This window comes from Paracoccus sp. L-17, from assembly GCF_056857655.1.
This window is the reverse complement of the sequence record NZ_JBSXNM010000024.1, coordinates 46,827-70,109: the sequence shown is the minus strand read 5'-3', so window position 1 is coordinate 70,109 and position 23,283 is coordinate 46,827. Positions and strand designations below refer to the sequence as shown.

Sequence of the window (23,283 nt, the reverse complement as noted above, 5' to 3'; positions counted from 1 at the left end):
ACCCGACCCTACGGAAAAACCCACTGGCCACCGACATCTACACCACGCACCGGGACGTCACTTCACGGATCTCCCACGCCCTTCAATATCTGCCTATCCATATGATCCCCGTGCAAGACCGAAATATCACCGGTAGTCTCCAGCACGGCAGCGCGGACCGATGCCAGATCCAAAACATTAGCCTCGCGCAACTTGGCGATCAGATCTTCCTCGGCCACGCGAGTTGCGCGTACCGCATTTAAGGGCTCTGCCTCAATCTGTGTGGGGAGTGGACAGAACATGGGGGTCCTGCGGGGCGTTTTCTGTTTGCGACGGTCAGCCGACCATCGAGAACTGCGGCCCTTGTGACGGCTACTCCCTGCATTCCCGGCCGGAAGTCGCGCGGCAAACCCATCAAGCACGACAAACGCAGCTACAAACGACGCAACAGGATCGAGATCATGTTCGGGCGGCTGAAGGACTGGCGCCGGGTCGCAACACGCTACGATAGATGCCCGAAGGTCTTCCACTCGGCCGTTGCTCTCGCCGCTACCGTCATGTTCTGGCTATGAAACAAGAACGAGTCCTGACCCTAAATTCGTTCGGCAAAGCGCCTGATGCGTTGCACCAGGCGCCTCTTGTTCCTGTCACATCGCGTTACTTGATGGCGAGGATGTCGAAGTTGTGGACGTTAGCGACCACACCGTCGTCCCACCCGCCAGCGACCAACTCCGCTGCCCGTTTGTTCAGCAGCCCGGCGACTTGACCGGCAAAGTGTGCTTCACGGCCAGCATTGTTGGTGAAGATGTCGAAGATTGCGAAGGATGTTTCGTCAATCTGCAGCGCCGCCCAGAACAATGTGCCGGGTTCGGTTTCTTCGACGATGGGACCAGCTGCGGTCAGCAAGGCTGCCAATTCCGGCCCTTTGCCGGGTGCTGCTTCGAGCGAGATGTACGTGGCTGTCGTGGCCGAGTAGAGATCAACCGGTTCCCTCATCGACAAGACATCGGAATTGTTGATGTTCGCGACAACACCATCGTCCCAGCCTCCGGCGACCAGCGCGTCGGCATTTTGGTTCAAAGCCGCGGCCACGGCGCCGGAGAAATGCGCATTGCGCGCTTCTTCATCCACGAAGATATCAAAGATCGCGAGCGTATCTTCGGCTTGCAAGGCAAACCAAAGCAAAGTGCCTGGTTCGGTGTCCGCGACAATCGGGGCGGCTCCGGCCAGAAATTCGGCGAATGCTTCGGTCTGGCCTTCAGCAGCGGGCATGGCGATGTAGCTGGCAGTGTGATTTTCCATTGGGGTTTCCTGTGCGGCTGCAGATGTCGTGATCAAGGCCAAAGCGGCGAGTGTCTTGAGAATTTGGGCTTTCATGGTCGCCTCCTGATTGAGAGGTTGGTGTGTCTGGTTTCGATGCACCCTTTTCCCATGCCGAATGCCTCAGGCACCAATCCCGAACTTCTATTCTTTGATAGACATGTGCTATGGTGAACCTCATGGCGGAAAGTGACGGAGACTGTGGCAGTGGAGATGAACCAGATCAGGTATTTTTTGGCTGTCTGCCAGCATCGCAACTTCACCCATGCCGCTAGCGCCTCAAATGTTTCCCAACCGTCCCTGACGACCGCGATCAAGAAGCTTGAACACGAGCTCGGGGGTGATCTGTTTGTCAGGGACCGCGCGGGATGCAGGTTGACGGCACTCGGAAAACTCATGCAGCCAAGGCTACAGAAAGCGCATGACGAAACGCAGGCAGCTAAGGCAGAAGCCGTCCGCCACACGCGACTAGCGCGGGTTCCTATTTCTGTCGGTGTTGGCGAAACGATTGGTCACAACCGGATTTCAGCCGCCGTGGAACGCTTCCGTACACGATTGCCGCAAGCCGAAATAGAGTTGATCGTGGCGTCTGCCTCCAAGCTTCTGGCCGGATTGCGAGAGGGTGAATTTGACGTCGTTGTCACAGCGACGACGGTCAGTGAAGAACTCTATCGAATAGACCAGCTCTATGACGAGTCCTACAAGGTTGTGGTGTCCAAGTCGCACCCGTTGTCTGAACGAGACGCTATTTCTCTTTCGACACTCGCTGAAACTGACATGCTCGATCGACCCAATTGCGAAATGCGGGATGCGTTGCATGGGGCATGTGCAGACCAAGGTCACGAACTCTACGCGGCCTATCGGTCAAATCGCGTGGATTGGTTAGTCGAACTCGCGCGGCAGGGATTAGGCGCGGTGATTTTGCCAACCACGGCAATTCCAGCAGACAGCGGCCTCGTTTCGATACCCATCGACGGCCTTGAAATTTCGCGAACTGTTTCTGCTCTTCGTTATCGGCACCAAACGACGAGGCCAGAGACAAATGATCTGATCCGTGAGATTGCGCGTGTGTAGGCGTAGTATCATTGATGGCCGACATTCGCGCATAGTGCAGTAACTGGTACTTTGGGCTCCAGGTGGACCTTCGTTGCAATGAAGTCGAACGGCAGCTCTGGGGCCGAAAACGACGGAACCCGGCGGGTTTCCCCGCCGGGCCCGAGGGGGAGACCCCGTTCTTTTCAGAACGGGATCTCGTCGTCGCGGTCGACCAGCTCAGGGTTTTCGTTCTCGGCCGATTTGGAGCGGCTCAGGAAGTCGACCTTCTCGGCGATGATCTCGCAGCCGTAGCGATCGGTGCCGGTGGCGTCGGTCCACTTGGTGTAGTGGATGCGGCCGTGCACGAGGACCTTCATGCCCTTTTCGCAGTGCTCTGCGACGGTCTTGCCGAGACCGTTGAAGCAGGTGATGCGGTGCCATTCGGTGTCCATCACCCGGTAGCCGTTCTCGTCGCGCATCACGCGCCCTTCCGAGAGGCGCGGCCGCGAGGTGGCCAGGGTGAAGTTGGTGATCTTCGTGCCGCTTTGGGTCGAGCGCACTTCGGGCTTTTGACCGATGTTGCCAGCGAGGATGACGATGTTCTGCATTTTGTAGCTCCTGTGTTTTCTGTCCCTGGGACCGTCCCTTCGACAAGACCCGGAAAAAGCCTGTCGGCTGGGGCGTGCACGGGAGACGGAACGGCGACCGGAAACCTCCAGATGGCCGGGGTGGAGCGGGCAGGTGACGCATTTCCTCAGAAACGCTAGCCAACACGGCCCGGACTGACGCGGGGTTGCGCGCCAGAGGCCGAACAGGCTTAGGGGATTGTCAGTCGAAGGGATGGCACCGGGGATAGGGGCGACCTGGGGCTCTCGCTGAACTCGGCCTTCTTGGCCAAGGCAACGGGGTTGAAGCATTTTCGAAGGTATCGACCCAGCGGCTCAAGCCAACCTCACCCCCCTGCCCTATCGCGGTGACATCCGTAGGAGTTGCGATGTTGCGAACTGACGGTTATCCCGGACCCATCATTCAGGACACGAGGGCCCAATGGCTAATTTCAATCTCGAGGCACTGTCGCTCAGGCCTTGTTGCGCAAATGCGGCGGGGGATTCACTGCGCGAATCCAGCATGAAAGCTGGCGGCCATGAGCAGACCGGCGCCGTACAAGACCACCAACTGGCATAGCTACAATCAAGCGCTGAGGCAGCGCGGAGGTCACGTCCGTCAAGCTGGTGTAAATTCCCCGATGGCCTGAGGGCATGATCAGGCGGCTTTTGTAGTTATGCTGAGAATGGGGTCTATTTCCTCCTTGTCGATCTGGGCGAAGGCCTCGACCATCATGTAGCGGCTCGAGGTCTGCCATTCGTCGTTGGCTTCGAACAGCACGGCACCGATCAGGCGCATGATAGATGCCTCGTTCGGGAAGATCCCGACGACATCGGCGCGCCGCTTCACCTCCTTGTTCAGGCGTTCGATGGGGTTCGTGGAGTGCAGCTTGGTGCGGTGCTGTCGCGGGAAGGACATATAGGCCAGCACTTCGTGCTCGCTGGCTTCCATGAGATCGGCCAGCTTCGGCCAACGCGGGCGCAACTGTTCGGACACCTTGCGCCAGGTTTCGCCCGCATGGGCGCGGTCGGGCTGGTCGAATGCCTGCCGGATCGCGGCGGCAACGACGGTGTGCTGGCCGCGCGAGACATGCGCGAGGGCATTCCTGATCCAGTGAACGCGGCACCGCTGCCATGTGGCCTCGAGCACACGGGCGATGGCTGCCTTGAGGCCGGTATGGGCATCACTGATCACCAGCCTGACCCCGCCAAGGCCTCGGGCACGCAATGAGCGCAAGAACTCAGTCCAGAACGTCTCGGCTTCGGACGGGCCGATCGCCAGGCCAATGATTTCGCGACGGCCCTCGGTGTTCGCGGCCACAGCGATTATCGCCGCGACCGGCACGATCCGGCCACCCTGGCGCACCTTGAGGTAGGTGGCGTCCAGCCAAACATAGGGCCACTCGCCGGTCAATGGGCGGTTCAAAAACTCGCCGACGCGCTCGTCTATGTCTTTGCACAGCTTCGAAACGGTGCTCTTCGAGATGCCGCTCAGCCCCATCGCCTGCACCAGTTCGTCGACGCGACGGGTGGAGACGCCGCCGATCCATGCCTCCTGTATGACGACGACCAAGGCCTGCTCCAATGTCTTGCGGGCCTCAAGGAAGCCCGGAAAGTAGCTGCCCTGCCGCAGCTTCGGCACCCGCAGGTTCAGCGTGCCCAAACGGGTATCGAGAGCGCGCTCTCGATAGCGTTTGAACTTCGACCGCTTCGGCTTGTCGCCCTCGACGTCAGGCAGGCGCGAGATTCCATGCCGCTGCAGGCATCGATGCAGCGCTGATCGCGTCAGGTGCGGGATAGACGGCTGGAGGGCATAGAGACAGTCATCAAGCGGTAGCAGCTTATGGCGCCGAAATGCGACGATGGCCGCCTCCTCAGACCCCGTGAGGACCGTCGAACGGGGCTCCTTTGGACCGGTCTAAAGATCATCGACAGTCTGCCGTTTGCGCCACTTCGCAACCGTCGTGGGATTGATCCCGAGCTCCCGGCTCAACGTCACGAGCGAAGCTTGCGATCGCTGTATTGCTGCTCTGACGGCGTACGTGGTCGTGGCGCTTCCATGACGAACTTGTCCCATAGGGCTTCCTTCCATTACTGTGAAAGGACCACACCATCAAATCGTGGGATCAAACACCTTATGGCAGGGTTCTGCTGGCTCATCTGGCCGACTATGACAGAGGCAGCCTGAAAATCGGTTATCCGTCCTAACGCGGCACTTCAAATGCGAGACCTCAGCGATGATTGTTGCTTTAACCGCTGAGGTCAGCGTGATGTACTTTACTGGAGGGCGGTCTCCTGAGCTTCAGTTTGTACCTCGTCAGTGATCGCCTGATAGACCAGTTGCATCACGTGGCGACGGTAATACGCACGACTCGGACCGGCGCGTTGGGACATCAACACAGTCACAAGATTGTACTCCGGATCGACCCAGAAATAGGTCCCGCCGTAGCCCGCCCACATGAACTGGCCTTCAGCACCGGGGACGCTGGCAATGCCGTCTTGCTCGCGAACCATCACGCCAAGGCCAAAGGTGTATCCTGGTGATCCTATTAGGAGCTGACCGGGCCCTGCGCCCGGATCGATCTCCCCAAGATGGTCGGAGGCCATGAGGCGCACTGTGGAGGGGCTCAGGATCCGCACCCCGTCAAGTTCGCCGCCATTGGCGAGCATCTGCGCAAAGCGAAGGTAGTCCCCGGCAGAGGAGACCGCCCCTGCGCCACCGGAGTCATTGGCGGGCCGCTGGCTCACGTCGATCATCGGCAATGGCTCACCGCTTTCCGGATCGATGGCGAAGGGTTCGGCAAGCCGCGCTGCAGCGTTCTGGGGCACGTGAAAGCCGCTGTCCTGCATCTGCAGGGGGCCAAAGACGCGCTCCTCCAGGAAGTCTCCAAGCCGCTGGCCAGAGACGCGTTCGACAACCCGGCCAAGCACGTCTGTCGATAGACTGTACTCCCACTGGCTCCCGGGCTGCCGCGCAAGGGGTGCGCGGCCCAGGGCCGCCACCTGTTCGTCGCCGGAAAGTGCGCGAGCGTCGAAGGCCATGCCATCGGGATTGAAGGATCCGGCTTCGGCATAGGCAGCCTTGACAGCCTCGTTCTGGGTCAGTTCGCCATAGGCGAGGCCCGACGTGTGCCGCAGCAGATCCTGAACCGTCATTGGGCGGTCGGTGGGCTCGGCCCCCTGCCCCGCATCGTCGCCGGCACTGACCTCTAGCCCTTCGAACTCGGGCAGGAACTTCTGCACCGGATCTGCAAGCTGCAGCTTGCCTTCCTCCATGAGGATCAGGGCGGCGACGGAGGTCAGCGGTTTGGTCATCGAGTAGATGCGGAAGATCGCGTCATCGACCATATCGGTATCGGCCTCTGGGGCAAGTTCGCCTACTGCCGCCGAGTAAACCAGTTGGCCATCCCGAGCGACCATGATAACGGCGCCTGGAAGCTCCCCGCGTTCAACTTCGGCTTCAAAGGTCGCCTCGATCCGATCCAGGCGTTCAGAAGACATACCCACCGCACTTGGCTCGGCGGTCGGAAGGGCTTGTGCCCATACCCCGGCAGCCGAGAGCACCGCAGTACTCCAGATTGCCAAACCCATCATTGGCTTCATGTGATTTTCCTCCCTGTACGGCGCTCCTTAATTACCTTCGATTGATCTGAACGCAAGTCTGCGCGCAACTCCGGCATCACTGCGCCGTGCAGTTCAAGACCTCCAATGCCATGGGCGCGCCAAGCCGCCAGCAAGCGATGCAAGGTGCATTCCGCAATGCCGCACACGACCGCCATGAGGGCCAATGGAATATCCTGCTCCAGATAAGGCTGCAGGAGCCGGAAACGCGCGAGAGCCTTCGAGGAAGCAAATCCGGGATCTGACATGGCCGGATCCTTTGGCGAGAAACAACAAGAGCATCCGCCTGTTCAGGTCATCGCTCAAGTGCTTTATGGAAGATCATAGAGTCTGTCCGAAAATTATCCCAGCAGCGGGTAGCTGGACAACTTGATTTCTGGACGGCTTTGCGGACAAATGGAGTGTGTCGGATGCCCCGGCGCACAGTTTTCCGCCGGGACCCATGTCCCTAATTGGCTACGCCCGCGTCTCAACCGCCGAAGAGGATCTCACCCTTCAGCTCGACGCTCTCCATGCTGCCGGAGCAACCCGCACTTTCGAGGATCACGGAGTATCAGGCGCCAGGACCGAGCGCCCCGGGCTCAACGCGGCTCTATCGTTCCTGCGGGAGGGCGACATTCTCGTGGTCTGGAAACTCGACCGCCTCGGCCGGTCTATGACGCATCTGCTTCAGACCGTCGCCGACCTGGAAGATCGCAGCGTGGGGTTCCGGTCGCTGACCGAGAACATCGACACCACAACCCCCACCGGGCGGCTCGTCTTCCACATTTTCGGCGCCCTTGATCAGTTCGAGCGCGATCTGATCCGTAAACGGACGAACGCAGGGCTCACGGCGGCGGCAGCAAGGGGGCGAAAGGGGGGCCGGCCGATGGCCGCCACTCTGGAAAGGGTCGCACGTGCCCGCCATCTAATTGCGACCGGCCTCAACGTCCGCGAGGCCGCCGCACGCGTGAAAGTCGGCAAGTCCGCTTTGTACGCTGCCCTGAGAAATGGCGAACCGAAAAACGATACAAACCCATAGCGGTCATCCAAAGAGCAAGGCGCAACGGCTGGGATGCAGGACGAAGCGGACGTTCGCTGCGCCTGCCGAATAAATATGTCAGCATTGGCAATCCACACTTAATGCGGCATCCCGTTTTCCTTTGCAGCGCTGATAATGCGGTGCCTTGGCCAGCCCCGACCCTCTACTCAATTTTTCTATACAGTTCAGTCACTTGATCAATGCCGCGGACTGCCGGAACTGCGGGTTGCCGGCGCTCTGCAACCATTCAAAGACCACCATCTCGGTCGTGACGATCTCGGCGCCGTGGCGCTCCATACGGCGCAGAGCAGTCTCCTTATTCTCGGGATGGCGCGAGCCAAGCGCGTCGCGCACAACCCAGGTCTTCCGTGAGGCCGCGAGCAAGCCCAGCACCGTCTGTAGTGCACAGACATGCGCCTCGCATCCGAGTACGACGACATGGGCGTCTGCGGGGATGCGAGCGAGAAAGCCCTCCTCGCGGCAGGCATCGAAGAACTGCTTGTGAACCAGTCGATCTTGCGGGACCATAAGCTCGTCGACTGTCGGGCCGAGACCCTTGGCGTTCTGTTCGGTGAAGAGGCACGGGATGCCCATCAGCGCTGCAGCGTCGGTCAGCCGCCGCGCATTGCGGACCGCCAGCTCGCCCTCATGGATCGCAGGCATCAGGCGCACTTGGAAGTCGATGACGAGAAGTAGGGAGCGTGCGGGATCAATGGTCATCATGGTCCTGTCCTTCCACAAGCCGCTCGACGCGCTCATCGACGTAAACCTCCATCAACTCGGGCGCCGAGGCTCCGAACATGCGGATGCGGCCGGTATGGAGTAGCAGCAGAAGCCCCGTCGCATGGGCGAAGCAATCCACCATCAGCAGATTGGCGCGCTCCGCTGAGGCACCAAGTGCCAAAGCGGCCTCGGCAATTGGCCGCAGGGCGGCTTCGAGCGCTGCGTTCAGCCGCTCGTCACGCTTGCGTCCCAGTCCTGCCGGCTTCATGCCGCCGCGAAACAGGTAGAAGCCTAGGTCCAGATCCCGCGGGTTCTCGGCATAGAACCGGAAGAAGGCCATCGCAGCGGCCTTTAGGTGCTGCTGCGGAGTCTTCGCCCCGGCGACGCTTCCCTCGACCGCGGCACCCAGGGACACTAGCGAGCCATGCAGCACCTCGGCATACATCGCCTCCTTGGAGTCGAAGTGAAAATAGAGCGCAGCGGGCGTGTATCCGGCCCTGACCGCGATAGCCCGCAGGCTCGCCCCGTCCAGCCCCTCTTCGGCAAAGACCTGGCGCGCGGCTTCGAGGATCAACGCGCGCTTGCGTTCGCTAACCGCTGTCCGCCGGGTTTGACGCTCCGCCACCATGCCCTCCTATCATCCTTGACAGATATTCTAACACTGTTCATTAATCTAACAGCGTTCGATATTCTAAACAATCCGGAGGGAATCATCATGCTGATGTCAGCTGCCGACTACCGGGACTCGCTCCGGGCCTACAAACCCCGCGTCTTCGTCAGCGGTCAGGCCGTTGAAAGCGTCGCCGATGAGCCGCTGCTGGCGCCCGGCATCGCCGGTGTGGGTGTCACCTACGACTTCGCCCTACAGGAACAGCACGCGCGCATCATGACGGCCCGGCAGGGCACCTCCGGCAAGACCGTCAACCGGATGCTGCACATCAACGAGACCTCGCAGGACCTGCTCGACAAGCTTGAGGCCGTGCGGCTGGTCTGCAGGACTTCCGGCTGCGCGCAGCGCTACCTCACGCATGATGCGCTGAACGGACTCTGGCAGGCAACGCACCTGATCGATGCCAACCATGGCACCGACTACGGCCAGCGGTTCCTGGCCTATCTTCACGACATTCAGGACCGCGACCTGACGCTAGGGGTCGCGATGACTGACGCCAAGGGCGACCGGTCCCTGCGTCCGGGCAAGCAGGTGAACCCGGATGTCTATGTCCACATCACGGAGCGCCGGAAGGACGGCATCGTCATCCGGGGCACCAAGGCCATCGTAACAGGCGCGCCCTACATGCACGAATTCCTCGTCATGCCATGTCGCACGCACATGCCGGAGGACAGCGCCTTTGCCGTCTGCTGCGCCGTTCCCTGTGACGCGCCGGGCGTGACGATCATCTCGCGGCCGGCGGGCCAGCCAGGCAACGCGGCGGCGAAGTTCTCGGCGAAATACGGCCAGGCCGTGGCGATGGTGGTCTTCGATGACGTCTTCGTGCCCCATGACCGCGTGTTTCTCGCGGGCGAGACCGAGGAGGGCGGCTTCCTGACGACCTCCTATGCAACCCATCACCGCCATTCCTGCATTGGTGCGAGAGCGGGCTTCGGCGATCTGCTGATCGGGGCCGGGGCGCTGATGATCGAGGCCAACGGACTCGACGCGGACCGTCACGGGCATATCCGCGATGAGATGGTGGAACTGATCACCATTACCGAAAGCTTCTATGCCTGCGGGGTGGCGTCTTCGGTCCATTGCACAAAGGATGCGGCCGGGTCAGTCATGCCGGATGCGGTGTTTTCCAACATTGGCAAGCTGCTGCTGGCCACGAAGATCTACGACATGCACCGCGTCGCCCATTATGTTTCGGGGGGGCTGATCGTCGCGCTGCCAGGACCGGACGAGGACCACAACCCCGAGACCACCGCCTCGATCGCCGCGGTGATGGGTGGGCGCGCCGACATCCCCTTCGAGCAGCGCGTAGAGGTTGCCCGTTTTATCGAGGATCTGACGGTTTCGCACGAGGCAGGCTGGTATTCGGTGATCTCGCTCCATGGCGGCGGTTCGCCCGAAGCAATGAAGCGCGAGATCTGGCGCAACTATCCGGTGATGGAGAAGGTGGAACTGGTCGAGAGCCTGCTCGACCGTGGCCTCCTCAACGACGGGCGGCGGGTGAGCAAGCAGCCGGGCAGATGCTGCACAATAGGATGCGAAACGCCTGAACTGACACCGCCTTCAGGGACGGCCGCCTCTTCCTTGGCAACGGAAAGGTCTGACTGATCTCTGGTGAGATTGGTCCCTGGCAATGATGAATGCACGATGAGGACGCCGTCTTGCGGCGCGCAACCAAGTATGAAAGGGCAGCTTAGGGCTCCTCGCATCGATCCTGCCACCTTACCTGTTCGGGGGCTTTCAGTTGCGGCTTTAAGCAAGGTCGCTGACAAATAGCGCCAGCAGAACCGTGCCATCTAGCGTAGAAATCCACAGCCATAACCGACCGCTATCGCCTGGGCGAGTTACACCTGATCCGCAGCCTGATCGGGCTCAGCGAGCGCCAAAGGGCAGGGCACGGATCATGAAATCTGAAATGGCGGCAGCCGCGATCCTGCTTTTGTCCATTCACCCGGCATTTGCGCAGGCGCCGCTCTGCATCCCGCCGGAAGAGCCCTTCGTGCCGGCCGACGACGCAGCTTTCGGGGAATATGGTGACCTGGTGGCAGAAGATTTCGAGCGGTATTTTTCGGAAGTCGGGCCCTACATCGCTTGCCTCGACGTCGCGCGGCAGGATGCTTTTGACCGTGCCCGAGAGGTTTCCGCACAGCACGAAACGTTTTGGAAACGGGCCGACGAGATGGGACTGACGGAAGAGGTTGCACCAGATGCTGACCCGGAGTGAAAATGCTCGCGCATACGGGCTGGCGCACGATCCATGTCGTCTCGCTGCCAGCCCTTGCCGGCACCGTTAAGCAGTCCATCGGCAACGTGATGGTGTCGCCAGTCCCGGATTTGCCGTAGCCGACCACCTCCTTGCGGATCGTGCAGCCGGTGGCCCGGGGCATCAGCCGCTGCGCCTCCTCCGTGGTCAGGGCCATGCCGGCCGGTAGTGTAAGCGTCGCTGCTCCTTCACAGGGTGTCATCACCAGGGCCGAGCTGCGCTGCATCCAGCTCACCATGACTTCCTGACTGCGCTAGGTGAACGTGCGGGTGTTCTCCGTCGGCGCTGTCTCAACGGCCGCAGCGCAGGCGCCAAGCACGTTGATCAGGATCATAATCCGATTCACGGAATGCACTCCGGAATTCACGGGCAAAGGATGCAGCTCAAGGTGGAATCACCAGTATCGTCGGCACACGCCCTGCGCAATCATGACACCGGCAAGATCCTTGCCGTCCGGCAGGCTGCAGCTGCCGACCCATCGGTCGTGACTGCGCCGCCCACTGGTCTGATAGAAAAGGTAGGTGTCGCGTTGCCCTTAAAGTGGCTCTGCCTCACTTTGTGTGGCGCAACTATCCTGAAACTGGAAAATTCAGGAGGGATAGTTGTGGGTTCGAAGAAGCACTGGTCACCCGGGATCGATGTTGCCGTTCAAAGCGTGGAGCGAAGTGAACGCGGCGGGTGGCTTGTATTCGGCGTCTTGGCGCCCAACGGCATCTGCCCAGACTGTGGATTCCATTCACGCCGACGTCACGGCTGGCGGCGTCGGCGGCTTCAGGATTATCCCGCGCATGGAAACAAGGTAACGGTTGATCTCGCGATTTGCCGTTGGCGATGTCAGGCACCCGCTTGCCCACGCCGGACTTTCTCGGACCAGATCGCCTCGATTGCGCATCCATTTGCACGTCGGACTTCGCGTGTCGGGGAGATTGTCAGTCATCTGGGGCATGCGACCGGCGGACGACCTGCCGAGAGGTTGTTGCATCGTTTGGGCCTTGGGGTCAGCGATGACACGGTGCTCAGGCATCTGAAGCAGTGTGCTCACGGCGCCGGCGAGGCGCCAACGGTCATCGGGATCGACGACTGGAGCTGGCGGAAGTCGCAAACCTACGGCACGATCATTGTGGATCTGGAGCGTCGCGTGGTGATCGACATTCTCGAGGATCGAGATGTCGTCACCTGCACCGACTGGCTGAGGCGTCATCCTGAGCTTGAGGTGATCAGCAGAGATCGGTGTGGTCTCTACGCCCAGGCCGCACGGCAAGGGGCACCGCAGGCGAAGCAGGTCGCTGACCGGTTCCATATCGTGCAAAACCTGCGGCAGGCCATCGAGGAGCAAATGAACCTCCACGGCCGTGCGACCGGCAGGGCGCTGCTGTCCGACGCAGACAATATCACCGCAGCCGGCAGGCTTCTGAAGTCACGCCTTGCGCACAGGACGTCTCGGGAAGAGATTTTCACCACCATCCATGCGCTCCGAAATCAGGGGCTTTCCTGCAGCGAGATCGGGCGGCGAACCGGGTTTCCGCGTCGCAGCATCGCGAAATGGCTGCAGTTCGAGACGCCGCCAGACCGCAGGCGGGCCGCTTTGAAGCGGACTTCCCCATGGTATTTTGAAAAGTTTCTGAGGCAATCCTGGAAGGACGGCATTCGAACTGGAAGCGCCCTGTTCCGTCTGATCCAAGAGCGTGGTTACGAGGGGAGTCAAACGCATTTGCAGCGGTTGCTGGCGGGTTGGCGCAGAGCCGAACAGCAAGCGACCGACCCCAAGGTAGAGCACGCGATACTTAAGCCAGTCCGGGACCCGGAAACGGGGCACGCGATTTCCCCGGTCATCGCGGCTGCCCTGTGCGTTAAACCCCGCGGAAAGCTCACCCCGGATCAGGTGCGGAAAGTCGACGCGCTCAAGGCCGGTTCTCCCGCCTTCGCAACGATGCGCAGCCTCGCCATGCGGTTCAATGGTATCATTCGCGGTCGCCAGGCAGACCCGCTCCCTGCATGGATCGACGACGCGATTGAAAGCAACCTGGCGCCCATCGTGCGCTTTGCCCGTACCTTGAACCGGGACTTGGACGCGGTCACGAACGCCATCGAGATGCCTTGGAGCAACGGCCAGGCAGAAGGTCAGATCAACCGCCTGAAGACCCTCAAACGCGCAATGTATGGTCGCGCCGGTCCAGAATTGTTGCGGGCGAGAATGCTACCGTTCCGCCACACAAATTGAGGCAGAGCCCTTGCCAAGAAACAGCGCGGTTGCGGCCTCGACGATCCTTTCCGCCGCTTCGGCCGAAGGGGGCCTGCCGCGCAAACGGCAGCCTCGGGTCAGTTCCTTGATTTCGGCTTTCACTTTGACGGGAACCTCGCTAAAGAATTCCGGAACTGCCCGGTTCCGTAATTGTCTAGCCAAGATCCGCTGAAGTTTGAAGGCATATCGCACATGATTTCGCAATTTTCCGGAACACGGGCTGTGACCCGGCTGCGCGTGCGGCCCGGTCGTCGCCATAACGCGCCGGGGCCATGAGGGCGGCATCCGTCCAGACGCCCGCCACCTTTCCCCCATTTCAGGTTTCACTTCGAAGGTTTCTCATGAGATCACTCTCTCTTCTTGTTTCCGGGCTGCTTGCGCTGCTCTGCGCCGTCCCGGCCTTGGCGCAGGAGGATCTGCGACCGGCCAAGCTGATGGTGGTGCAGCCGTCGCAGGATGTCGTCAGTCGCCGTTTCTTTGGCCGGATCACGGCGCGGAATACCGTCGATCTGTCCTTCCGCGCCGGAGGTCAGATCGAGAAACTGCCCATCCGTGAAGGCGAATTCGTCAAGCAGGGCGATCTGCTTGGCAAATTGGATACCGGTCCCTTCGAACGCGCGGTGCGCGAGGCGCAGGCCCAGCTGGATCAGGCCGAAAGACAGTTGAAACGCGTGACCGAACTGGGTGCCGGGATCGTGCCGCAGGCCGATATCGACGATGCCCGCACCGCCCGCGACGTGGCGCAGGTCGGCTATGACGATGCGGTCGAAAACCTTGAGGACGCGGCCCTGATCGCGCCGTTCGACGCGCTGATCTCGCAGCGTCTGGCGGACCGTTATGCGACCATCGCGGCGGGCGAGCCGATCGTGCGCGCCCATGACATGAGCGAGGTCCAGATCGAGATAAAGGCCCCCGAAATCCTGTTTCGCAAGTTCGGCGAACAGCCGGAATTCGCGGCCAAGGCGCGGCTGACTCATGACGGCCCGCTGTATCCGCTGGAATTTCGCGAACTGACCGCCGAGGCGACCGAGGTGGGCCAGACCTATCGCGTGTCCTTCGCGCTGACGACGGACACGCCCGACCATCTGCTGCCCGGCGCTTCGGCGACCGTGCTGACCGAAATTTCGCGCGCGGATGGCAATGGTGTGGTGATCCTGCCTGCCAGCGCATTGCGTTTCGCGCCTGATGGCACGGCGCAGGTGCTGGTCTTTGCCGCCGATGAGGGCGACGCGCAGACCGGAACGCTGACTGCCCATGACGTGGTGATCGAGCCCGGATCGGGCACCTCTTTCCGCATGATCGAGGGGCCGGAGCACGGCGCGACCATCGTGGCTGCCGGCGCGGCCATGCTGTCCGATGGCGACCGCGTGCGTCGCTTTGGCGGTCTGTCGGATGACGGGGGGCAGCCATGAACCTTGCACGCAAGGCGATCGAAGCCTCGCTGCTGACCTGGCTGCTGATCCTGGGTTGTCTGGGGGGCGGGCTGTGGGGCTATCTGAATGTCGGGCGGCTGGAAGACCCGGCCTTCACGATCAAGACGGCGGTGGTCTTTACCAGCTATCCGGGCGCCACGGCGGCGCAGGTCGCGCGCGAAGTGACCGAGCCGCTGGAATCCGCGATTCAGCAGATGGGCGTGCTGGATACCGTGACCTCATCGAACAAGCCCGGCCAGTCGCGTATCGACGTGGAAATCCTGCCGACGGTCAAGGGCGATGAGCTGCCGCAGGTCTGGGACGAGCTGCGCAACCGCGTCGCCGATGCCGCCGGGCAACTGCCCGAAGGCGCGGCCCAGCCCATCGTCAACGACGATTTCGGCGATGTCTTCGGCATCTATTTCGCCGTGACCGCGCCGGGTTTTTCCGATGCCGAGATCCACGAGATTTCCAGCTTTCTTCGGCGCGAGATCCTGACCGTCGATGGTGTTGCCGACGTGTCGGTCGCGGGCCTGCCCGAAGAGGCGGTCTATGTCATGCCCGACATGGCCATCGCGTCCAATCTGGGCGTCCCGCCCGACGCGCTGACCCAACAGATCAGGGCCGCCGCGCAGATCGCCTCGGCCGGGTCGCTGGCCGCGGATGGCAAGCGGTTCGATCTGGACGTGCCCCGCAGCACCGACAGCGTGGACGCGCTGCGCGAATTGACCATCAATGTCGGCAGCACGGTCGTTCAGATGACCGATATCGCCACGGTCGAACGGGGCCGCGTCGAAACGCCGCGCCAGATCATCCGTTTTAACGGCCAAGAGGCGTTCACCCTGGGTGTCTCCGGGATCGCCTCGGAAAACATTGTCGATATCGGCAATCGCGTGGATGCAAAGCTGCAGGACCTGCGCGGCGATCTTCCTCATGGCGTTGAATTTCACCCGATCTATCAGCAGCATGTCGTGGTCGATGAATCCTCGACCGGGTTTCTGAAGAACCTGGCCATGTCGGTCGCGCTGGTGGTGATCGTGCTGGCGGTGTTCATGGGGTGGCGGTCTGCGGTGGTTGTCGGCGCGACGCTGTTTCTGAACGTGATCGGCACCTTCTTCTTCATGGCGCTTGGCGGCATCGAGATGGAGCGGATCTCGCTTGGGGCGCTGATTATCGCCATGGGGATGCTGGTCGACAATTCGATCGTCGTGGCCGAGGCGATGCAGATCAAGATGCAGGGCGGCAAAACGTCCCGCGAGGCGGCGGATGAGGGCGCAAGCCGCATTCAGTTGCCGCTGCTGGGCGCGACCGTCATCGGGATCATGGCCTTTGCCGGGATCGGTCTTTCGCCCGACGCGACCGGCGAATTCCTGTTCTCGCTGTTCGCCGTCGTCGGGATCTCACTGTTGCTATCCTGGGTATTGGCGCTGACCGTCACGCCGCTGCTGGCGCATTACGTGTTCAAGCGTGGCAACGAAGGCGATGACGGCTATTCCGGCCCGATCTTCAACGCCTATCGCAAGGTGCTGGGCTTGTCTTTGCGCGTGCGCTGGCTGTTTCTGGCCGGTATGGTCGTGGTGACGGCATTGTGCTATCGCGGCTTTGCTCAGGTTCCGCAGCAGTTCTTTCCCGACAGCAACACGCCGATCTTCTACGCCCATTACAAGCTGCCGCAGGGCAGCGACATTCAGGCGGTATCGCGCGATTTGGAACAGGCCGAGGATTGGCTGCTGCAACGCGATGACGTCACCTCGGTGGCAAGCTTCATCGGCGGTGGCGCCACGCGCTTCATGCTGACCTATTCGCCCGAGGAATCGATGCCGACCTATGGGCATCTGATCATCAGGACCGAAACGCTGGACGCGATCCCGCCCCTGCTGGACGATCTGAATGCCTTTGGCCGCGAGACCTTGTTCGCGGGCGAGTTCCGCACCGAACGCCTGGCCTTCGGGCCGGGCGGCGGGGCGCCGATTCAGGCGCGGATTTCAGGGTCCGATCCGGCGGTGCTGCGCGATCTGGCCCAGCAGGTCAGCGATACATTGAAGGCGCAGGACGCGCCGCTGATGGATATCCGCACGGATTGGCGCGAATACGAACCCGTGCTGGTGCCGCAATATGCCACCCAGCGTGCGCAGACGGCGGGGATCACACGCTCCGACATTGCCGACGCCAGCCTGATGGCGACCGAGGGCATGACCGTTGCCACCTATCAGGAAGGCGACCGGCAGATCCCCATCCGCATCCGGTCGCGCGAATTCGGGGAAACCCCCGATCTGTGGGAGCAGATGATCTATTCCGATGCGGCGGGCGATTACCTGCGGATGGAACAGCTGATCGACCAGATCGACTGGCAGCCGCGCAACACCCTGATTCAGCGGCGTAACCGCGTGCCTACGATCACGGTCGAGGCGGGCCTGCCAAGCGGCACCAACGCCTCGGCGGTCTTTTCCCAGATCCGCGACGCGGTCGAGACCGTGCCGATGCCCAGTGGCTATCGCATGGAATGGGGCGGCGAATATGAAAGCAGCACCGATGCGCAGGAAAGCCTGGGCGGGCAACTGCCGATGACGATCCTGATCATGATCCTGATCTCGATCCTGCTGTTTGGCCGGTTGCGTCAGCCGCTTATCGTCTGGCTGCTGGTGCCGATGGCGGTGAACGGCGTGGTGATCGGCCTGCTGGTCACCGGGTTGCCGTTTTCCTTCACCGCACTGCTGGGCCTTTTATCGCTGTCGGGGATGTTGCTGAAGAACGGCATCGTGCTGGTCGAGGAAATCGATCTGGTCCGCGCCGAGGGCGTGCCCTTCCGCCACGCGATCATCGAGGCATCGACCTCGCGTCTGCGGCCCGTGGTTCTGGCGGCGGCGACGACGATCCTGGGCATGGCACCGTTGTTGTGGGATCCGTTCTTTGCCTCGATGTCGGTGACGATCATGGGCGGGCTGGCCTTTGCGACGATCCTGACCCTGATCGCCGCGCCGACCTTCTACTATGTGCTGTTCAGCCGCGAACATAAGGCCGAGGCCGCGATCCAGCCCACGCTTTAGCACCTGTCATGCCAATCCGCCGTGGCCCCGGATACGGGGCCACGGTTCTTTGAGGGTAAGATCGTCAGCGGCTGGCCGCGCCGATAGGCCAAGAACCTCAGTGCGTTGTCCCGTCACCGCATAGGCGGAAAAGTCCCAGTCCGGATGGGTCCACCGGAATGCGTGCTGCACGTGGTCCACGGTCCCGAACATCATTGAAAACCACGAGCGTTCGGGTCACTTGCCGACCGCCATCGGTAGGGCCAGCGACAATTGTGGAACGAAGGCCACCAACAGCAAGACCGCGACCAGCGGGATCAGGAAAGGCGCGGTCGCCCGGACGCAGCGATCGAATCTGACGCCCGATACCGCCGCCAGCACATACAGGACCAGACCGACAGGCGGTGTCAGCAATCCGATCGTCAGCGCCAGCACGATGACCACGCCCAGATGGACCGGATCGATCCCGACCGAGGTGGCGACTGGCAGCAGCACCGGCACCAGAATGGTGATCGCCGCAACGGTTTCCAGAAACAGCCCAAGCACAAGGACGATCAACAGGATCGCAAGCATCACGAAGGCCGGGCTGTCCGAGATTGACAGGATCGACCCCGAAAGATGGGCCGCGATCTGGTTCGACACCAGTATCCACGCAAAGATCGCCGCGCTGGCGATGATCAGAAGGATCGCCCTGGTGGTCTGCAACGTGTCGAAACTGACGCGCAGAAGATGTCGCCAGATCCAGTCCGACCGTGATAAACTCCGACATGACCGCCTCCCAATTTGGATTGTCGCGATCCCACCTTGGCACATCGATGCCGCCGGGGGGGGGGCGGTTACAGCATCAGAGCCCATTGTCGTCTATCGGTCCCTGACCTAGGGTCAGGACTCGTTCTCGATCATAGCCAGAAGATGACGGTAGCGGCGAGAAGGATGGCGGAGAAGAATGTCTCGGGGCATCGGTCGTATCGGGTGGCAACGCGCCTCCAGTCCTTGAGGCGCCCGAACATGATCTCGATGCGGTTGCGGCGCTTGTAGCGCCGCTTGTCGTATTTGACCGCCTTCTTGCGGTTCTTCCGGCCGGGAATGCATACCCTTATCCCCTTGTCTTTCAACGCTTCTCGGAACCATTCGGCATCATACCCTCTGTCCGCAAGCATCCAGCCAGCCTTTGGCAAGCTGCTCAGCAGGGCCGCTGCTCCGGTGTAGTCGCTCACTTGCCCGGCCGACATGAAGAACTGGATCGGGCGTCCTTTCGCGTCGGTGACTGCGTGCAGCTTGGTGTTCATGCCGCCTTTCGTTCGCCCGATCTGGCGCCCGCGCCCCCTTTTTTCACCCCAAGGCTCGAGGCCGTGCGATGTGCTTTCAGATAGGTCGCGTCGATCATGATCGTCTTGTGTTCGGCGCTCTCGGCGGCCAGGCCCATCATAATCGGGGCGAAGACCCCGTTCTCGCTCCAGCGTTTCCAGCGGTTGTAGAGCGTCTTGGCGGGCCCGTATTCCCTCGGCGCGTCGCACCATCGCAAACCATTGCGGTTGATGAAGATTATGCCGCTCAGAACACGCCGGTCATCGACGCGGGGCCTGCCATGGCTCTTGGGAAAGAAGGGTTTGAGGCGCGCCATCTGCGCCTCGCTCAGCCAGAAAAGGTTGCTCATCAATCAGGTCTCCTTGCGGGGCCTGAATCACGTCAAACGCCTGAAATCAATGGGTCTGGAGCCTAGTCAACAAGCTCGACGCCGAAGCCCGGGCCGAACGTCAGGGGCGAACCGCAGACCTGATCTCCCGTCTCGACTTCCTGATCCTCGACGAACTCGGCTATCTTCCGTTCGCCCAGACCGGCGGCCAGCTCCTGTTCCACCTGATCAGCAAGCTCTACGAGCGAACCTCGATCATCGTGACAACCAACCTGGCGTTTGGCGAATGGCCAACCGTCTTCGGCGACGCGAAAATGACCACCGCGCTCCTCGACCGTCTGACGCATCACTGCGAAATCGTCGAAACCGGCAACGAAAGCTGGCGCTTCAAGAACCGGGCGTAAACCGAAAAGGCGACCCCGCTGGCCCGCCGCCGCTGCGTTACATGGGGACTACGCAGCGCCGGGCCAGCTCAGCACCGGAGGGGTCAATATTGGGCTCTGACTCAAAGTTGATGCACCTTTTCAACTATGATGCCGCGACAAGCCGAGCCTTGAGCAGGTCGATATTCGCGCGACCATACATCTGGCGTTTCAGCGTCTTCAGGCGGTTGATCTGGCCCTCGGTCTGCCCGTTCGACCAAGGTTCCCGCAGCGCGGCGGCAACTGAGGCCTGGTCGCTACGAAGGCCACGGGCGAATGATGAGAGCATGCTGTCCTCTGCCTCGTCGAGCCAGGCGGCCAGGGCATTCTCACGGGCGTTTCGCACCATGTCAGTGAATCGGTCGGTCAGTTCCCGGGCAGTTGCCAGAACTGGTAGCGCCGCTTCGATCCGCGCGACCTGGATTGCATCGGCACGAGTCAGATGATCTCGTCCCATTGTCAGGAGCCGCGCGATCCTTCGGGCAGGTGGCGACTTTCTTGTTCCGGACGGCACCGCTTGTTCGGCGCGGCGCTGGCGTGTTGCCCACTCGCCGACGACCCGGAGACTGCCTTGAAATCCATCAGCCCGTAACCGGCGCCAGAGTTCTGCGCCATTACGACATCCGCCGCTCCACTCCCGCTCCAGCCGAGGCAACCAAGCGGTCAAGCTGCTCTCGCGGATGCGGAAAACATCTTCTCGCTCACCGCGGGTGATCTGGCGGACCAAGCCGCGGCTCAGCCCGGTCAGGCGCACGATACGTTTGATGGGAACATCCTCATCTGCCATTCGGCGGACCATGTGGTTGGTCTGCTGGCGCCTTTGAAAACCCTCGAATTGCAGCCTTTCCGCTGCCGTCAAAAGCCTAGGATCGAGGATCTCTACCCCGATAGCCTTGCGAATGGCTGGCATGTTCCGCCGCACGGCGGCCAGGAAGGCGGCACTTGCATTCTCTAACAGATGCCAACGATCCGCGACTTGAACCGCGTCCGGCAGGGCACGCGCCGTGGCACCGCCGTAGCCACCATTGCGATCACGGGCAACAACCTCGATCTCGGGACGCGCGCGGAGCCACGCTTCCACAGTGGCGGGCTCCCGGTCGGGCAGCAGATCGATGACCTTCCGCCGTTCGAGATCGCAGATCAGCGTGCCGTAGCGCTGTCCCTTCCGCCATGCCCAGTCGTCGATACCCACCACGCGGGGGTCCGCGACAGCCCCCTCGGTCTTCGCCCGAACGCTTCGCAGGAACGTGTCTTTGCTTACCGGCAGCAAAAGCCGTCCGGCAAGCGCCTGCGCGGGGCGCCCACCGAGAGCAATGCCGATGTGACGCACCAGTTCCTGCAAGCGTGACGTCCGGCGCGCATGTGGCCGCGCGACATCAGGCCGGAACCGTTCTGAAAAAATCTTCGTTGGGCAACTTACTGCGCGGCAACGAAATCGACGAACAAGCAGCACCAGTTCAACTTCTCGGCCATGGGCGGGGAGATCGGTTGGCCGACGCCGATACTTGCTGTGGACATGACGAGAGACCGTGCCGCAACTGGGACATGCTGCCGAGGCATCCAGGGAACGGGCGTGGACCCGGATCCTGTTGCCATCAAGCTCAACCTGGTCGGCCTTCAACCCTGCCGGTAGAAAATCTCGTCGCGAAAACCAGGAACCCATCGGCAACCTCCATCAAGTTCGCCGAGATATAGCGCTCTGGCAACTCAACTGCACCAAATGCGCGACAGAACCAATATTGGACGCCGATAAGGGGTCACGATTGGATGCTGATTGACAGCCTACAGGCCAACATCTTGGCACATTGCGATGCCGTCTGGGGAGGGCGGCAACCATCCCATCTATCGATGGTGGACATCTAGCAGGCACTCCATCTCCCCGTCAGAGCGGGGAAACCGGACGGATACCTTTCACACGGTTCGTGGCAACTCCGTTCCGGCGGTTGGCCTGTTCGGGCGGGGGCTCCGCGCCGGCACCATAGCCCAGATGCGCCGTCAGTTCGGCTCCCAGCATTCGTTCCATCAGCCGGACCTTCAGCTCTTTCATCAGCCCGGCATCGCCAAGCAGATCCTCAGGCCGCTTGCAGCCTTTCAGCAACTCGTCCAGCAGTTCGTTGGAAATTGTCATCGTCAGTGCTCCTTTCAGGAAGCATGGACCGATTCAGCGATACACAGAAGACCGGACACTCTCCTATCTAGCGACGCTTGTCGATGAAGCCCCGTCGAAACCGCCTAAATACATCTCGGAAACCGATCCCGAGGCCGCCTGGTCGGTCAAGGATGGCCCCGGCCGCTTCAGCTATGAAACCAATTACCTGATCGACACCGATCATGGGATTATCGTCGATGTAGAGGCTACGCCTGCGCGCCTGAGCCGAGAAATCACCGCCGCCAAAGCGATGCTGGACCGCAGTGCCGACCGGCACGATTTCCGTCCTGACCGGATCGCGGCGGATGGTTCGTACGGCACCGGCCAGTTCCTGGCATGGCTCTGGCGGCGCAAGATCACGCCGCATGTGCCGGTGCTCGACCGCCACCACCAGACGGGCGGCAAATACGATATCGGGTACTTTCAGTACGACGCCGAGCGCGACAGCTACACCTGACTCGAAGGTCATGAAATGCCGCTGCGCCGGATCAGGGAAAAAGACCGGATCAAAAGCTACTATTCCGGCAAGCCCACCTGCGGCACCTGCCCGATCCGCAAAGCCTGCACCGACGCCCCATTCCGCACCGTGACGCGCCACATGGACGAAGACGCCCGTCAGGCCGCGCGCGATCTGGTCAGCAAGGCAGCCTTCGACACCAGCCGACGACGTCGCAAAAAGGTCGAGATGCTGTTTGCCCACCTGAAACGGCACCTCGGCCTCAAACGCCTCCGGCTCCGAGGGCTGAAAGGGGCCACCGAAGAATTCCTCCTCGCCGCCTCCGCCCAGAACCTAAAACGTATGGCCAAAATGGTCCCCTGCTAAGCGCCAAAGACCAGACCGACAAAACCCATAGCTTTGACCGCTATTACAGCGGGTTAAAACGGTTTAACCACCCCAAACACAACATGTAGTAAGTCGAGTTTTTCACCTAAATCGACCGTTTTGGGCGCGTAGTTTCTGGCAAGGGGTTATTGTCCTCCTAACCGACGCGCTTCAGGCTTTCCGCGCAAGTTCTGCAGTGGCGAACTCTGCTACTCCTTCGTCAACACCGTTTGTGAAGCAGGCCACCGTCACTGGGTCTGGTCTGTCTGGGAAGTGATAGACAGCGTTCACACTGAACGGTCCAAGCGCAGCCGTCACGCTTGGCCCGAAAGAGCTCAC

General features: G+C 61.4%; 20 protein-coding genes and 4 pseudogenes. 12 read left to right on the top strand and 12 right to left on the bottom strand.

What is annotated here, in order from left to right; genetic code table 11:
- Nucleotides 1-62: 62 nt before the first annotated feature.
- Nucleotides 63-281: a YetF domain-containing protein gene (locus AC13CR_RS02590; protein ID WP_482900636.1), complete on the bottom strand. Its 219-nt coding sequence runs from the start codon at nucleotides 279-281 to the stop codon at nucleotides 63-65.
- A 75-nt stretch (nucleotides 282-356) separates the two neighbouring features.
- Between AC13CR_RS02590 and AC13CR_RS02585 the strand changes: the two are divergent.
- Nucleotides 357-551 (top strand): annotated as a pseudogene (locus AC13CR_RS02585) (transposase); the annotation flags it as partial.
- A gap of 85 nt (nucleotides 552-636) precedes the next feature.
- Here AC13CR_RS02585 and AC13CR_RS02580 read toward each other — a convergent pair.
- Nucleotides 637-1,356, bottom strand: coding sequence for a putative quinol monooxygenase (locus AC13CR_RS02580; RefSeq protein ID WP_482900635.1), 720 nt, complete (start codon nucleotides 1,354-1,356; stop codon nucleotides 637-639).
- A 156-nt stretch (nucleotides 1,357-1,512) separates the two neighbouring features.
- Here AC13CR_RS02580 and AC13CR_RS02575 point away from each other — a divergent pair, with 156 nt between their 5' ends.
- On the top strand, nucleotides 1,513-2,373 hold the full coding sequence (locus tag AC13CR_RS02575; protein WP_482900634.1) for a LysR family transcriptional regulator: 861 nt from the start codon (nucleotides 1,513-1,515) through the stop codon (nucleotides 2,371-2,373).
- 164 nt (nucleotides 2,374-2,537) lie between these two features.
- On the opposite strand, the gene AC13CR_RS02570 is transcribed toward AC13CR_RS02575, so the two are convergent.
- The 4 genes and pseudogenes from AC13CR_RS02570 to AC13CR_RS02555 all read right to left on the bottom strand — a co-directional run bounded on the left by AC13CR_RS02570 (nucleotide 2,538) and on the right by AC13CR_RS02555 (nucleotide 6,808).
- Nucleotides 2,538-2,942 carry a single-stranded DNA-binding protein gene (locus AC13CR_RS02570; protein ID WP_482900633.1) on the bottom strand — a complete coding sequence of 135 codons (405 nt, stop codon included), beginning with the start codon at nucleotides 2,940-2,942 and terminating at the stop codon, nucleotides 2,538-2,540.
- A gap of 655 nt (nucleotides 2,943-3,597) precedes the next feature.
- Nucleotides 3,598-5,016: pseudogene (locus AC13CR_RS02565) on the bottom strand (IS256 family transposase).
- Nucleotides 5,017-5,216: 200 nt separating this feature from the next.
- Nucleotides 5,217-6,542 carry a serine hydrolase domain-containing protein gene (locus AC13CR_RS02560; RefSeq protein WP_482900632.1) on the bottom strand — a complete coding sequence of 442 codons (1,326 nt, stop codon included), beginning with the start codon at nucleotides 6,540-6,542 and terminating at the stop codon, nucleotides 5,217-5,219.
- Nucleotides 6,539-6,808, bottom strand: coding sequence for a hypothetical protein (locus AC13CR_RS02555; RefSeq protein ID WP_482900631.1), 270 nt, complete (start codon nucleotides 6,806-6,808; stop codon nucleotides 6,539-6,541). Before AC13CR_RS02555 ends, AC13CR_RS02560 begins: the two co-directional genes overlap by 4 nt.
- A 194-nt stretch (nucleotides 6,809-7,002) precedes the next feature.
- Between AC13CR_RS02555 and AC13CR_RS02550 the strand changes: the two genes are divergently transcribed.
- Nucleotides 7,003-7,581: a recombinase family protein gene (locus AC13CR_RS02550; RefSeq protein ID WP_482900630.1), complete on the top strand. Its 579-nt coding sequence runs from the start codon at nucleotides 7,003-7,005 to the stop codon at nucleotides 7,579-7,581.
- Between the two features lie 189 nt (nucleotides 7,582-7,770).
- Here the strand turns inward: AC13CR_RS02550 and AC13CR_RS02545 are convergent, their stop codons facing one another.
- Both AC13CR_RS02545 and AC13CR_RS02540 read right to left on the bottom strand, forming a co-directional pair.
- Nucleotides 7,771-8,304 carry an isochorismatase family protein gene (locus AC13CR_RS02545; protein ID WP_482900629.1) on the bottom strand — a complete coding sequence of 178 codons (534 nt, stop codon included), beginning with the start codon at nucleotides 8,302-8,304 and terminating at the stop codon, nucleotides 7,771-7,773.
- Nucleotides 8,291-8,932, bottom strand: a complete 642-nt coding sequence (locus AC13CR_RS02540) for a TetR family transcriptional regulator (protein ID WP_482900628.1) — start codon at nucleotides 8,930-8,932, stop codon at nucleotides 8,291-8,293. Before AC13CR_RS02540 ends, AC13CR_RS02545 begins: the two co-directional genes overlap by 14 nt.
- A gap of 15 nt (nucleotides 8,933-8,947) precedes the next feature.
- On the opposite strand from AC13CR_RS02540, the gene AC13CR_RS02535 reads away from it, so the two are divergent.
- From AC13CR_RS02535 to AC13CR_RS02510, 6 genes are all read left to right on the top strand, one after another.
- On the top strand, nucleotides 8,948-10,579 hold the full coding sequence (locus tag AC13CR_RS02535) for a 4-hydroxyphenylacetate 3-hydroxylase family protein (RefSeq protein ID WP_482900627.1): 1,632 nt from the start codon (nucleotides 8,948-8,950) through the stop codon (nucleotides 10,577-10,579).
- Between the two features lie 295 nt (nucleotides 10,580-10,874).
- Entirely contained in the window at nucleotides 10,875-11,195 is a 321-nt protein-coding gene (locus AC13CR_RS02530; RefSeq protein WP_482900626.1) for a hypothetical protein, read from the top strand.
- A complete protein-coding gene (locus AC13CR_RS02525; RefSeq protein ID WP_482900625.1) occupies nucleotides 11,192-11,314 on the top strand; it encodes a hypothetical protein in 123 nt (40 codons plus the stop codon). Before AC13CR_RS02530 ends, AC13CR_RS02525 begins: the two co-directional genes overlap by 4 nt.
- 524 nt (nucleotides 11,315-11,838) lie before the next feature.
- Entirely contained in the window at nucleotides 11,839-13,455 is a 1,617-nt protein-coding gene (locus AC13CR_RS02520) for an ISL3 family transposase (RefSeq protein WP_482900664.1), read from the top strand.
- A gap of 362 nt (nucleotides 13,456-13,817) precedes the next feature.
- A complete protein-coding gene (locus tag AC13CR_RS02515; RefSeq protein WP_207470264.1) occupies nucleotides 13,818-14,888 on the top strand; it encodes an efflux RND transporter periplasmic adaptor subunit in 1,071 nt (356 codons plus the stop codon).
- A complete protein-coding gene (locus AC13CR_RS02510) occupies nucleotides 14,885-17,935 on the top strand; it encodes an efflux RND transporter permease subunit (RefSeq protein ID WP_482900624.1) in 3,051 nt (1,016 codons plus the stop codon). Before AC13CR_RS02515 ends, AC13CR_RS02510 begins: the two co-directional genes overlap by 4 nt.
- Before the next feature lie 216 nt (nucleotides 17,936-18,151).
- On the opposite strand, the gene AC13CR_RS02505 is transcribed toward AC13CR_RS02510, so the two are convergent.
- Together AC13CR_RS02505 and AC13CR_RS02500 are read right to left on the bottom strand one after the other, a co-directional pair.
- Nucleotides 18,152-18,727 (bottom strand): SLC13 family permease, encoded by a 576-nt coding sequence (locus tag AC13CR_RS02505; RefSeq protein WP_207470267.1) that lies wholly within the window; start codon nucleotides 18,725-18,727, stop codon nucleotides 18,152-18,154.
- 86 nt (nucleotides 18,728-18,813) lie between these two features.
- Nucleotides 18,814-19,571, bottom strand: a protein-coding gene (locus AC13CR_RS02500) for an IS5 family transposase (RefSeq protein ID WP_482900623.1) whose coding sequence is annotated in 2 segments (ribosomal slippage) — nucleotides 18,814-19,235 and nucleotides 19,235-19,571 — 759 coding nt in all. Because the reading frame shifts where the segments join, the coding sequence is not laid out codon by codon here.
- A gap of 53 nt (nucleotides 19,572-19,624) precedes the next feature.
- On the opposite strand from AC13CR_RS02500, the pseudogene AC13CR_RS02495 reads away from it, so the two are divergent.
- Nucleotides 19,625-19,954, top strand: a pseudogene (locus AC13CR_RS02495) (ATP-binding protein); the annotation flags it as partial.
- A gap of 124 nt (nucleotides 19,955-20,078) precedes the next feature.
- Here the strand turns inward: AC13CR_RS02495 and AC13CR_RS02490 are convergent.
- The gene (locus AC13CR_RS02490) at nucleotides 20,079-21,635 is read right to left on the bottom strand and encodes an ISL3 family transposase (protein ID WP_482900622.1); all 1,557 of its coding nucleotides are present in this window, start codon (nucleotides 21,633-21,635) and stop codon (nucleotides 20,079-20,081) included.
- Nucleotides 21,636-21,878: 243 nt separating this feature from the next.
- Nucleotides 21,879-22,100 (bottom strand): annotated as a pseudogene (locus AC13CR_RS02485) (transposase); the annotation flags it as partial.
- Here AC13CR_RS02485 and AC13CR_RS02480 point away from each other — a divergent pair.
- Together AC13CR_RS02480 and AC13CR_RS02475 are read left to right on the top strand one after the other, a co-directional pair.
- Nucleotides 22,087-22,578, top strand: a complete 492-nt coding sequence (locus tag AC13CR_RS02480; protein ID WP_207466257.1) for a transposase — start codon at nucleotides 22,087-22,089, stop codon at nucleotides 22,576-22,578. The pseudogene AC13CR_RS02485 and the gene AC13CR_RS02480 sit on opposite strands and share 14 nt — an antisense overlap.
- 15 nt (nucleotides 22,579-22,593) lie before the next feature.
- Nucleotides 22,594-22,944: a transposase gene (locus tag AC13CR_RS02475; RefSeq protein ID WP_207466260.1), complete on the top strand. Its 351-nt coding sequence runs from the start codon at nucleotides 22,594-22,596 to the stop codon at nucleotides 22,942-22,944.
- The last annotated feature ends 339 nt before the right edge of the window (nucleotides 22,945-23,283 follow it).